Raw genomic sequence first — 12,442 nt, 5'->3', positions numbered from 1 at the left:
CTAGTTCCTTGGGGTGATTGTTGTGATGCCGACAGCCGCTGCACGGGCCAGGTCTTCGTCCAATGACATCGGAACATATTCGCCACGCCGCCAAAGCTGCGCCATGTCATCGTAGTTGCGGGATAGAAAATGGCCGGACTGACCGGTTGCCAGAATAAACAACGAGCTGTCAGGATCTGCAAAATCATAGACCCCCCGATAGCCCGCTGCGTGGATGTTGTGGAACGGGTTTGGGTCCTGTCCAGAGGTCAGCCCACGCTGTAGGGTATTGTCACCGCCGCTGGTCGATTGACGGATGTTCACGAAGAAACGAAGAACGGGTATTTTTCCCAAGGTTTCGTGGTCTTGGGTCGCTTGGTGTGCATCGCCCCAGCGCAGAGATTCTAGGGCAGGGCCATAACGCTCTTCGATCCAGATCAGTGCATCATCCAGGGCCAGTTGCGCCATATGCGTACAGCTTTCCAGGGGCGCGCTTTGGCGCACATCGCACCAACTACTGGCCCCCTCCACATCGCGGTAGACACGCTCAATAAACAGAGGGTCGACCAGGGTGAAGGCCTCTGCCAGTGGGCCCAGATCGTCGGCGATCAAACGCGACTGTAGCGCCCGCAGCCAAGCGGCATAGAGCAGGGGCTCAGGGAGATGCTCGTTCATCTCACCGTTCCATTCAGACAATAATGACAGGGCGATCTGACGTTGGCGTTCCCGGGTTCCTTCCTCTGCGGCGCTGCCGGTAAACCACAGATCGGCGCCAATCAATGGGAGCAAGGCACGCGCCGTATAGGACACCGTGTCCAGTTGCGCTTCCATAAAGCTGTCGCGGGTGTGCACCTCCCGGCTTTGCATCAGGCGGCGCCAGCGATTTATCCGTTGGGTATCGCCCCAAGTATAGGAAACGTGACTGGGGAAGGGGCGCTCCAGAATCTTGTTGTTGGTATTGCCCAGAATCCCCCCTCGCGGGCTGATGAATTCGGGATTGGCGGCATAGGGCGCACGACCCAGCCATTGGTTCACCCTTTGCCAGCCCTGACTGGGCAGTCGTCCCTTGCTGTGATGCCGGGAGTCGCGAGCGGGAAAAGCGCCAACGGTTTTTTGCGCAATGGTCTGACGATCGGCCAGGACCAAGTTCTGTGAGGGAGCAATGAAACCTTCGCCTGCGGCAATGGCTTCGCGCACGTTTGAGCTGCGCATCAGATCAATCGCTGCGGTCAGCGAGGTGTCCTGCGGACCTAGAGCTGTCCACCCTAGGCTCACCACATGTCCTGGTGGGGTAATTGTCGAGAGCCCAAAGAGGGACCCTGGCAAAATCGGCCCGTTTTCGCTCCACCGCAGGGTTAAGGTCACCGGGGGCGCATCCTTGATTTTGATAATCGAGGGGCGTTTGGCGAAGGCTTGGTAGCCCGTGGGGCTTAGGTATTCCTCTGGGTTGTCCGGGTTTAGTTTTTCGATAAACAAGTCCTGATCGTCGAGGAAGGACGCGGTAATGCCCCAACCCAATTGTTCTGACCGGCCGCTCAGGATCGCGGGGATGCCGGGGATCGTGCCACCAATAATGCCCCCTGTTGCCAGTTCCATCCGGGCCAAATACCAGCTGCCCGGAGCGGACAGGCCCATATGCGGGTCATTTGCCAACAGGCTGCCTCCCGCTGCCGAGCGATCGGGAGATGCGGCCCAGGCATTGGAGGCTCCGCCGAACCCGCGCTGGGGTACTGGAAAGAGGCTGTTCTGTGCAGGCCCTGGTTCGGCGCTGGCAAAGCGGGGCAAATTGGGGAAAAAACTGGCGTACTCGGGGAGGGCCGTGATGCCCTTACCGGGCGCGTCGGGCAAAATGTCCTTCAGCCGCGCCGGGTCAGCAAGCGCCAATGAAGTGCGCGCCCGAAGGACTTCATCCTGTAGATGGTTTGACGACCGCAAGGCCATCAGCTTCAGGACTGCAATGCTGTCGGCTGGTTGCCAGGGAGCCATGGGCATATTGAACAGGAACATCTCCGGTGCGCCTCGCCCCAGAGCCTCTTCGTTGATTTCCAGAATGCGGGCGTTCACCCCCGCAGAATAGGCCTTGAGCGCTTGCAGCGCCTCCATCGATTGAGCCGAGACGGATTGCTGGGACAGACCATAGAGATCCAGACGACGGGCGAGCAGATCGGTCTCAAGGGTGCGGCCGCCAAAGATCTCTGACAAGCGCCCCTGGGCAGTGCGGCGCAGTACGGCCATTTGCCACAGACGGTCCTGGGCATGGGCGTAGCCGAGGCCAAAATAGACGTCTTCATCACTGGCACCATAGCTGCCAAAGATATGCGGAACATTGGCGTTGTCCCGAATGATCTTGACCGGAGCTGAGGGGCCAGGAAGCGCGATTTCCTTATCATATTCGGGCAGAGACTGAGCCGCGAGGTAATAGGCCAGGGCACTGGCTAGGAGGGCCAGTAGAATCAGTGTCGCGGCCAGCCGCAAAAGCCAGCGAAAAAGACGTGCCATCAAGAGCCTGTGTCCTATTTTTTATGGCTTTGGCGTGCTGCAAAGAGCTGCAGCACGCCAGAACTGTGTTGGGTGCCGCCAACATAATCCAGTTCAGAACAGGGGAAAAGCAAATGGCAAAGATCGCCCTTGGTGGTCCCTGGGGCGCTGCTGCATAGGCTGAGGCTTCGCCTCAGAATTGCTTCGCCTCTCCGACAACGGATCTTTGAAAACGACAGGCAAAAAGGCCGCGCAAAAGGTGATTTGCACGGCCTCAAACTGCGATATCCTAGGGCAGAGATCCGAGCCGGAGCTTTAGGGGATAATGCGGGTGTATTTGGTGCCTTCCAGCGTCGCCCCAAGCCGCAACCCGGCTTGACCAAAGACGGCTGCAAGAATGGGCGAGGTCAAGGTATTGGTATCTGCGGTGATGGAATTGCCATCGTCTCGCACAACATATTCCAGATCGGCACCAGCCGCCCAGCCTGACGAGCGCCGGAACCCGCTGAGCGCATCCTGGGTCATGAAGAACAGAACATGGGCATATTGCTGGGCGCCGATTTGAAGCCCGGCATTGCCCTTTACAGTCGAGTAATAGTCCACTGTGGCGCCATTGATGAGCAGCGCGCCGCGCCCATAGGCACCGCCAACAATAAACCCAGCTTCAGTCACCAGGGGCATGACCAGCATGCCAGTTGATTTGGCCGCTAGGGTTTGGGTGTTGGGGTAGAGGTTGTACATCTGGTTCAAAGTGGAATCTACACGGGCATCAATGGTGGCACCATTGTTGTTGCCAACGCCATTCCCACAGGCTGCGGTAACGCCTGCTCCTGCCAGTAGGCTTAGGGTAAACCCGCGACGTGACATGCGGTCAAAAGAAGTGCTGCTCATATATCCAGTAGCCTGTCCTGCTGCTCAAAGCGATGTCGCATGATTGAGGGGGCCTCTTAGGAGCAATCCTCAATCCATGCCAACACTCCGAACGGGTGTCATTGAAAGGCCGGTTTTCCGGCTCTAAGCCCATATATAAGCCTATCGCGGCCCTCTGTCATCACTTGGCCAGAAGGAATGATCCCCCATGGGCGGCATATTGCTGTATGGAGCGAAAATTCTAAGGGAAACTGCGTCTATCCGTTGAGAATGCGTGCGGTTTGCGGTGCAAAATAGCTGAGAACTCCGTCGCAGCCCGCACGTTTAAAGGCCAAGAGGCTTTCCAGCATCACTTTTTCACCATCAATCCAGCCATTTTGAGCCGCAGCCTGGATCATCGCATACTCGCCTGAAACCTGGTAAGCAAAGGTCGGGGTGCCAAAAGTGGTTTTAACCCGGTAGCAGATGTCGAGATAAGCAATGCCCGGCTTGACCATCACCATATCGGCGCCCTCTTGTAGGTCGCGCTCGATCAGTCGCATGGCCTCATCCGAGTTTCCAGGATCCATCTGGTAGGTCTTTTTGTCTCCCTGTAGCGCGCCCGAGGCGCCGACGGCGTCGCGGAACGGGCCGTAATAGCCAGAGGCGTATTTGGCCGAATAGGACAGGATCGAGACATTGCGATGGCCCGCTGCTTCTAATGCACTGCGCATGGCCCCGATGCGCCCATCCATCATATCGGAAGGGCCGATGATATCGGCGCCCGCCTCCGCCTGAGCCAGGGTCATCTTGACCAACGCCTCAACAGTTTCGTCATTGACAATCTCGCCATCAACCACATAGCCGTCATGGCCATTGATATTATAGGGGTCCAGGGCAACGTCGGTCATCACCGCGATGTCGGGCGCCACCGCTTTGATGGCGCGGATGGCGCGGTTGCACAGATTGTCCGGGTTCCAGGCCTCGGCGCAGTCCTCGGTCTTGAGTGACGCGTCGGTATAGGGAAAGAGACAAATCGCTGGAATGCCCAGGGCCTGCGCTTCAATGGCGGCCTCTGCGATCTTGTCCACTGAGCGACGCATGACGCCAGGCATAGAGCTCACGGGTTCCTCAACCCCTTCGCCATCGCGCACAAAAACCGGCCAGATCAGATCGTCTGTTGTCAGAGTATTTTCACGGACCAGCCCACGGATCGCGGGGCTGACGCGGGTACGACGCAAACGGGCGGCGGGAAAGGGCGCGACGGTGGGCTTCATCTGGAACTCATCTATTCTTGTAGCAGGCGGCCCGTGGTCGCATGGAAGTCCGGTGCCTGGCAAGTGGCACAATCGCCGCGCTTTTGGCGCTGGGGGAGGCGCCGCCCGTTTGGGGGGCTTGTTTAACCCAATCCGACAGAGGATATAGGGCCGATGAAACAGGCAGGGCAGGCCGGTCTGCGCGATAGCCCTCCTCCTAGGAGAGAGCCCTTTCGGCCGGCACTGTGATCTTGCGTGAAAAGAGGCACTAACGTTTTGAGTCTATTTCAAACCTTGTCCGAGATGATTGATCTGCGGTCTTTTTCCAATCTTTGGTATTGGATTGCCTTGGCGGTTTTATGGTCAACTCTTAGCCATCGTATCCTTGGCGTGCCTTTTGACATGGTGGCGCGCGCGCGCAAATACGGCGGGCAACCGGCTCAGGATCTGGAAGATTTGGTGCGTATCAATGTCAATCGGATGATGTTTGTAGTCCGTTCAGCTGGTGTCTGGCTGCTCGGTTTCGCCTGTTTTGTTCTCTCCGTTCTGGCGACGCTTGGGTTTGTGCTGAGTGTCGAAACTGCCCAGGCGGTTTTTCTGCTGGTTTTTCCACTGTCTCTTGTCGTGTTGATAAATCTCAAGACCGCACAGAAGGTCATCCAACAAGAGGCGCAGGACGAAGAGCTCTATAAGATGATGATCACATGTCGGCTGCAGATCCAGCTCTTGGGCATGCTGTGTATCTTTGTGACTGCCCTGTGGGGGATGTTACAGAACCTGAATATTGGCCCCCTCGGGGGCTAGCCAGAACTGCGTTTTCTGAGCCGTTAAACACTGGCATCACCTTGACACGGCTCCCCGAGCCGGTGAGGTAAGCGGGCCAAGCCGCATGAATAGACGCGACAGAGTAAGGGCACTTCCTGTTAGGAGGTTGTTGAGAAGGAGAAGCGCGACATGGCGCAACGAGCGATTACCATGGGCGGCGCCCCCGAGGGGTTTGACGCCCGGCTGATCCTGAATGAGCTGGAAAAGTCCGGTGAACCCGTGCTGCATATCGCCCGGGATGACAAGCGGATGGAGGCCATGCGGTCCGCGCTGGCATTCTTTGCACCAGATATGCCGGTAATCATTTTCCCCGGTTGGGACTGTCTGCCCTATGATCGCGTTTCACCCAATGCGGATGTGGCGGCGGCGCGGATGGCCTGTCTGGCGGCGCTGGTGCATCAGATGCCCAAACAGTTCGTGCTGCTGACCACCCTGAATGCTGCCAGCCAGCGTGTGCCGACGCGCGCTGTCCTGCGCCAGGCCGCCTTTTCCGCGCGGGTGGACCAGCGGGTGGATGAAAAGGCCCTGCGCGAATTCCTGGTGCGCATGGGCTTTGTGCAAAGCCCCACGGTAATGGAGCCCGGCGACTATGCCATTCGCGGCGGCATCATCGATATCTTCCCACCCGGTGACACTGGCCCGGTGCGGCTGGATTTCTTTGGCGATGTACTGGACGGCATCCGCCGGTTTGATCCGGCCAGTCAGCGCACCACGGAAACTCTGGATCTGATCGAGCTGGCACCGGTCTCAGAGGTGATCCTGGATGAGGCGGCCATAACCCGGTTCCGACAGAATTATCGGATCGAATTTGGCGCGGCGGGCACCGATGATCCGCTTTATGAAGCGGTAAGCGCCGGGCGCAAACACCAGGGCATTGAGCATTGGCTGCCATTCTTTCACGAAAAGCTGGAAACACTCTTCGACTATCTGCCCAAGGCCACAGTGACAATCGATGATCAGGTGACGCCAGCGCGCCTGGCCCGTTGGGACAGTATCGAAGATCAGTATGAGACCCGCAAGATCGCCATGAGCCAAAAGGGGCGCATGGACACCGTCTACAAGCCATCGCCTCCGGCTCTGCTCTACATGGATGATGCTTCCTGGGAGGCCGCAGTTGCGCCTTTGCGGCGAATTCAGCTGCACCCCCTGGCACAGGCGTCGGGACCGGGCGTGGTGGACGCTGGTGGTCGTATAGGTCGTAACTTCTCCCCAGAGCGCCAGCAGGAAAGTGTCAGTCTTTTTGGGGCTTTGGCTGCCCATATTAAATCGCGCCTTCAGGAGGGACCGGTGGTTGTGGCCTCCTATTCAGAGGGCGCACGCGAGCGGTTGACCGGGTTAATTGAGGACGAAGGTCTGGCGGAAGTTATTCCGGTGATGGATGGCACCCGGATCGGAAAATCAGGGCTGCACTTGGCGGTTTGGGCGCTGGAGCACGGGTTTCAAACCCCAACCATGACGGTAATCTCAGAGCAGGATGTTCTGGGTGATCGTCTGATCCGGGCGCCAAAGAAACGCCGTAAGGCCGAGAATTTCCTAACAGAAACTCAGTCGCTCACCCCCGGCGATCTGGTGGTTCATGTGGACCACGGTATTGGCCGCTATCAGGGTATGGAGGTGGTGCGCGCTGCGGGGGCTGCCCATGAATGCCTTCTGCTGGAGTATGCCGAAGAATCCAAGCTCTACCTGCCGGTGGAAAACATTGAGCTTTTGTCGAAATACGGCCATGACGAGGGGCTGTTAGACCGTCTCGGCGGCGGCGCATGGCAGGCGAAAAAGGCCAAGCTCAAAGAGCGTATCCGCGAGATGGCGGATAAGCTTATCCGGATTGCTGCCGAGCGGGCATTGCGGCGGGCGCCAGCAATGGATCCGCCACCCCACGCTTGGGAAGAGTTTTCAGCCAGGTTCCCGTATCAAGAAACCGATGATCAGTTGCGGGCCATTCAAGAGGTCATGGCGGATCTGACCTCTGGCCAGCCGATGGACCGGCTGATTTGTGGCGATGTGGGCTTTGGCAAGACCGAGGTGGCAATGCGGGCGGCCTTTGTGGCGGCCATGTCCGGCGTACAGGTGGCGGTGGTGGCCCCGACCACCCTGTTGGCGCGTCAGCACGCGGCGTCTTTTGCAGAGCGTTTTCGGGGGTTTCCGTTAGAAGTCAGACAGTTGTCGCGCTTTGTGAGCGCAAAAGAGGCTGCTAAAACCCGTGAGGGTATGGCCAAAGGGACTGTTGATATCGTCATCGGCACCCATGCGCTGCTGGCCAAAAATATCCGCTTTAACAACCTCGGCCTGTTGATCATTGACGAAGAGCAGCATTTTGGCGTTGGCCACAAAGAACGGCTGAAGCAGCTGCGCTCGGACATCCATGTCCTGACCCTGACCGCAACGCCGATCCCTCGTACGCTGCAGCTCAGCCTCACGGGCGTGCGGGATTTGTCGATCATTGGCACCCCGCCGGTGGACCGACTGGCGATCCGAACCTATGTCAGCGAATTTGATGCCGTCACCCTGCGCGAGGCGCTGCTGCGCGAGCATTATCGCGGAGGGCAGAGCTTTTACGTGGTGCCGCGCATTTCTGACCTCCCAGAGATCGAGGCTTTCCTGAAAGAGCAATTGCCAGAGCTTACCTATGTGGTGGCCCATGGTCAGATGGCTCCGGGTGAGTTGGACGACCGCATGAACGCCTTCTACGACGGCAAATATGATGTGCTGCTGGCGACCACGATTGTCGAAAGTGGCCTAGACATTCCAACGGCAAATACCATGGTTGTTCACCGTGCCGATATGTTTGGCCTGTCGCAGCTCTACCAGATCCGGGGCCGTGTGGGCCGCTCCAAGACCCGCGCCTATGCCTATCTGACCACCAAGCCGCGCCAGCGCCTGACGCCAGCCGCAGAAAAGCGTCTGCGCGTGCTCGGCTCGCTGGATACGCTAGGGGCCGGGTTTACTCTGGCCAGCCAGGATCTGGATATTCGGGGCGCCGGCAATCTGCTGGGGGAGGAACAATCCGGTCAGATGCGCGATGTCGGCTATGAGCTCTATCAGTCGATGCTGGAGGAGGCGATTGCCAAGATCCGCTCCGGTGAGCTGGAGCGCCTGAGCGATGGTGACGCGCAATGGGCTCCGCAGATCAATCTCGGTGTGCCGGTGCTGATCCCGGATGCCTATGTACCGGATCTGGATGTGCGCCTGGGGCTGTATCGTCGTCTGTCTTCGCTCACCACCAAGGTAGAGCTGGAAGGTTTTGCCGCCGAGCTGATTGATAGGTTTGGAAAATTACCAAAAGAGGTCAATACCTTGATGCTGGTTGTTCGCATCAAGGCAATGTGTAAACGGGCGGGAGTTGCAAAACTGGATGCTGGTCCCAAGGGCGCAACACTGCAGTTCCACAACGACAAATTTGCCTCGCCCCAGGGGTTGGTTGAATTCATTCAGGGCCAGAATGGTCTGGCAAAGGTCAAGGACAACAAGATCGTGGTGCGCCGCGACTGGAAGAAGGACAGCGACAAGATCAAAGGCGCTTTTGCCATTGCCCGCGATCTGGCCGAGCGCCTGATTGCCGAACGTAAGAAAGCAAAGGCCAAATCTGGTTGATAAACTTTGGGTTGAGTAATACTTGTCCTAGGGAATTTCAATTTTGAGAAAGTAGTAGTATGAAAACGACTCTTCAGATGATCGCAGCATGTGGTGTTTTGAGTTTGACGGCCTGCGCGGCAAGCCAAAGTGTTCCAGACCAGCAGGCGCTAGACACCTGCTCAGAAAAAGTTGGTCTGACACAGAAACTTGTTGTGGTTGCAGACGCAAACGGCAACCAATCCATTCAGATTGAACCTGCTGGATCCTCGCTCTCTGCAGATGAAGCTATTGCTTTGAAGCGTTGTACTGACGGGCTATAAAGTAGTCCTGTCTTCTTGCAGGTGAGCTCTATGTCTTAGCCTCACCAGTTGGGGCCGTTGTACAACGGCCCCTTTTTATTTCATAGCGATCTGAGCGCATCCGCAAGAGGCAAATACACCATCCGAGCGCGCCTGTGCGAGGTCGAGCTTTTGTTTGATGTGCTGGATCTCGACGGTTTCACCGCGCGCATTGAGACAATCGTATAAGCCTTTGAGGCTCCAAACATTATCCGGATGCTCGGAGGCGCGAGACAGGGTGTCATCCAGGCCTAGATCGGCGCGGTAAACCGCTTCAGCCTCTGCCACGTGCCCCTGTTCCAACAACAGCGCCCCCAGCGCGTGGCGGGTGGGCTGCATCCAGCCCCAAGGCTCGTCATAGGGCAGGTTGTCATCTAGGCTGACCGAGCGGCGCAGGTGGGTATAGGCCTGGGCATAGTTCTCCTTGCGATACTCAATCTCGCCGCGCAGCATCTCGCGGGCAATTTCCAACAGATCCACCACGCGGTTGTTATGCATCAACCGGCTATCGGGCACGCGGGCCTTGGCGGCAAGAAAGCGCTGCTCTTCAGCCTCGGCCTCAGCCACTTGCCCCGTGGCGGCATAGCCTATGGCCCGGGCGTAATGGGTTGTTGCTGTGAGGGTGCAATATAGGTCCTGATCCTCAGGCAACTCCAACTCGATACAATCCTGCCAGCGACCAAAGCGGATCAGGATATGGGGATGCATCGCCATATAGGATTCAAAATAATCCGCCATCGGTGGGCTCTCAATACGGAGCATCTCTTCCGGCGTGGTCTCCCACAACCCGGCATTGGCGCGCAGGGCTGGTTCAATTTGCCCAAGGAAAAGAGCGCCATAGATCACGAAGTGATAGTCGTGCTGGCGGTAGCCTGTGTAGATGTTATAGGCGCCTTCGCGGGCGTAATACTTGAGGTCCGCCTTGATGGCCTGCTCATTCCATAGCACCACATCGTGATAATTGCCGCAGAGCACATCAATATGGGTGGGCATATGCACCAGATGCCCTGCATCCGGCACCAATCGGCGCAGTACATCGGCGGGTTTGAGGGCCTTTTCAGGACTGGGTGACATCTCCATCAGGTGCACATAGAGGTGCAGCAATCCGGGATGGCTCATAGCGGCAGGCGTTGTGGCCATGGCCGCTTCGAGCACGTCTTGCGCCTCCAATGTGGCAGCGCCCTGTGCCGGAGCCCCGGTCTTTAGATCCCACATTTTCCAGGGGGTGAGGTTGAGCAGGCTCTCGACATAGATGGTGCGCAGGTCGAGATGGCTGTCGCAGCGGCCAAAGGCCGCGCGCATGGCATCGGCGAAGTCAAAATCCCAGGCGTGCATGTCTTGCGCCAGATCGCGTTGCGGGTAGCGGGCCTGTAGCGCGTTGATCAACAGCGTTTCGGGCACTGTGCAGCCTGCAAGGTGGGCGACAGCCGCCTGACTGGCCTCATATGCCGTAGCCAGGGCCGAGGCGCGCCCCTCTTGGTCGTGCAACTCCCAAGGCATGTTGTAGTTGGGGCCAGAGGCATAAGCGAGCCCCCAATGAGCCATGGCGCAGGTTGGGTCATGGGTGAGGGCCTGCTTGAAACAGGCTATGGCCTCTTGGTGATTGTAACCATAGGTCCAGATCAACCCGCGATCAAACCAGCGCTGCGCCAGCGGGGATGTGGTGGTAATCGGGCAGGAGTAACTGCCTAGGTCGTACGGATATTCCATGAAATAACCTTCCCAAATATTTGGGAAGGTTATGGGGTTCAAGGCTGAGCCACAAGCCAATGCCCTGCTGATCGGCGTCTAAAATCGGGCTTCGACGCGTGCCATATGTAGCATGATAAGATAGCCGATGCTGGACATGACCAGGATCCCCAGGGTGATGGGCAAGAGCGTGCCATTGAACAACAATCCAATAGGCGCTGCGATCGCTGCCGCCAGCACGGTCGAAATCGCGCCAATAACCGATGCTGCCATGCCGGCGATATGCCCCATGGGTTCCATCGCCATGGCGTTAAGATTGCCCAGGGTGGTTCCGGCCATAAAGAAGACACTGGTTTGCCAGACCACAAAGATCCCAAAGGCCAAAGAGCCAGGGAGCTCCAAGCCAGACAGGGTGAGCACGCTAGCAGACAGCAGGATCTGTGCAGCCAGAGACCAGGTCACAATGCGGCGCATGCCAATACGCACGACAAAGGCGGCATTCAGCAGGCTCGCACTGCCAGATAGCAGCGCCACCAGGCTGAACCAGAGGGGGAAACTATCGGCACGCTCAAAGATGAGGTCATAGATTTGCTGTACCATGGTGATCATGGAAAATAGAATAGCGAGGCAGAGCGTTTGTACCAGGATCGACAAGCGGACCGTAGGGTGTAGAACAATCTCCTTCACCGCAGCCAGCAACAACGGCAATTGAAAGGGCCGTCGGTTTTCAATCGCCAAGGGCTCGGGCAGGCGTATTTGGGTCCAGAGGGCAATGATAAGAGCAAACAGGGCAAAGGCTGCAAATATTCCCCGCCAACCGGCGATAAGGATGATAAATTGCCCAAGCATCGGCGCAATGGCCGGCACCAGGGTAAAGATCATCATGGCGATCGACATCATCCGGGCCATTTCGCGCCCCGAATAGAGGTCACGCACGATGGCGATGGCCACAACCCGTGGCCCGGCAGCACCCAGCCCCATAACCACCCGCGCGACCAAAACCAGCTCCAGCGAGCTGGAGGCCCAAGCGACTCCAGCGGCGATGATATAGAGCGCCGCCCCGGTGATAATCACCGGCTTGCGTCCAAATGCATCTGAGAGAGGGCCGGTAAAGAAAGTGCCGATGCCCATTCCCAATACAAATGACGTCAAAATTAGCTGCGCTTGATTGATGTCATCAGGGCTGAGTTGCACACCAATTTCGGGCAAGGCCGGAAGCATTGCATCGATAGAAAAGGCAATTGTGGCCATCATCATCGCGACCAGCGAAATGAATTCGGTCTTGGACATGGCGGGCTTGGTGTTCATCGGGATCCTCATAAGAGACTTCGGGGATCCGTAAATTGAATCCGATCCGGGTCTCGTCAGAATCGGGCTATCACGCCTCACAAGAACAGGCCATGGCTCAAAATGCACAGGGATCTGTGCATTGTTGTTTTGTAAAGGACTTGAACC

Annotated in this window: 8 protein-coding genes; 3 read left to right on the top strand and 5 right to left on the bottom strand. The window is 57.6% G+C overall.

Going from position 1 to position 12,442, the window contains the following annotated elements:
• The 3 genes from MED193_RS04400 to hemB form a co-directional block, all read right to left on the bottom strand.
• Complete coding sequence (locus MED193_RS04400) at positions 1–2,478, bottom strand: penicillin acylase family protein (protein ID WP_009808440.1); 2,478 nt, start codon at positions 2,476–2,478, stop codon at positions 1–3.
• 294 nt (positions 2,479–2,772) lie between these two features.
• Positions 2,773–3,348 carry a YSC84-related protein gene (locus MED193_RS04395; protein ID WP_009808438.1) on the bottom strand — a complete coding sequence of 192 codons (576 nt, stop codon included), beginning with the start codon at positions 3,346–3,348 and terminating at the stop codon, positions 2,773–2,775.
• A 236-nt stretch (positions 3,349–3,584) separates the two neighbouring features.
• On the bottom strand, positions 3,585–4,583 hold the full coding sequence (gene hemB / locus MED193_RS04390) for a porphobilinogen synthase (protein WP_009808437.1): 999 nt from the start codon (positions 4,581–4,583) through the stop codon (positions 3,585–3,587).
• A 255-nt stretch (positions 4,584–4,838) separates the two neighbouring features.
• Between hemB and MED193_RS04385 the strand changes: the two genes are divergently transcribed.
• The 3 genes from MED193_RS04385 (at position 4,839) to MED193_RS04375 (ending at position 9,280) form a co-directional block, all read left to right on the top strand.
• Positions 4,839–5,366 carry a hypothetical protein gene (locus tag MED193_RS04385; RefSeq protein WP_039965879.1) on the top strand — a complete coding sequence of 176 codons (528 nt, stop codon included), beginning with the start codon at positions 4,839–4,841 and terminating at the stop codon, positions 5,364–5,366.
• 150 nt (positions 5,367–5,516) lie between these two features.
• Positions 5,517–8,978, top strand: coding sequence for a transcription-repair coupling factor (gene mfd / locus MED193_RS04380; RefSeq protein ID WP_009808435.1), 3,462 nt, complete (start codon positions 5,517–5,519; stop codon positions 8,976–8,978).
• 59 nt (positions 8,979–9,037) lie between these two features.
• Positions 9,038–9,280: a hypothetical protein gene (locus tag MED193_RS04375; protein ID WP_009808434.1), complete on the top strand. Its 243-nt coding sequence runs from the start codon at positions 9,038–9,040 to the stop codon at positions 9,278–9,280.
• Between the two features lie 75 nt (positions 9,281–9,355).
• On the opposite strand, the gene MED193_RS04370 is transcribed toward MED193_RS04375, so the two are convergent.
• A complete protein-coding gene (locus MED193_RS04370) occupies positions 9,356–11,008 on the bottom strand; it encodes a hypothetical protein (RefSeq protein ID WP_009808433.1) in 1,653 nt (550 codons plus the stop codon).
• A gap of 78 nt (positions 11,009–11,086) precedes the next feature.
• Positions 11,087–12,295, bottom strand: a complete 1,209-nt coding sequence (locus MED193_RS04365; RefSeq protein ID WP_009808432.1) for a multidrug effflux MFS transporter — start codon at positions 12,293–12,295, stop codon at positions 11,087–11,089.
• Positions 12,296–12,442 lie beyond the last annotated feature (147 nt).

It is taken from the genome of Roseobacter sp. MED193, from assembly GCF_000152965.1.
In the GTDB taxonomy this organism is placed as follows: Bacteria; Pseudomonadota; Alphaproteobacteria; order Rhodobacterales; family Rhodobacteraceae; genus Pseudophaeobacter.
The sequence above is the reverse complement of the archived record's forward strand: the minus strand, read 5'-3'. Positions and strand labels throughout refer to the sequence as shown.

Bases quoted from the DNA above. Each gene is read 5' to 3' on its own strand.
- MED193_RS04400 (WP_009808440.1), bottom strand. From the start codon at position 2,478: ATGGCACGTCTTTTTCGCTGGCTTTTGCGGCTGGCCGCGACACTGATT.
- MED193_RS04395 (WP_009808438.1), bottom strand. From the start codon at position 3,348: ATGAGCAGCACTTCTTTTGACCGCATGTCACGTCGCGGGTTTACCCTA.
- hemB (WP_009808437.1), bottom strand. From the start codon at position 4,583: ATGAAGCCCACCGTCGCGCCCTTTCCCGCCGCCCGTTTGCGTCGTACC.
- mfd (WP_009808435.1), top strand. From the start codon at position 5,517: ATGGCGCAACGAGCGATTACCATGGGCGGCGCCCCCGAGGGGTTTGAC.
- MED193_RS04375 (WP_009808434.1), top strand. From the start codon at position 9,038: ATGAAAACGACTCTTCAGATGATCGCAGCATGTGGTGTTTTGAGTTTG.
- MED193_RS04370 (WP_009808433.1), bottom strand. From the start codon at position 11,008: ATGGAATATCCGTACGACCTAGGCAGTTACTCCTGCCCGATTACCACC.
- MED193_RS04365 (WP_009808432.1), bottom strand. From the start codon at position 12,295: ATGAACACCAAGCCCGCCATGTCCAAGACCGAATTCATTTCGCTGGTC.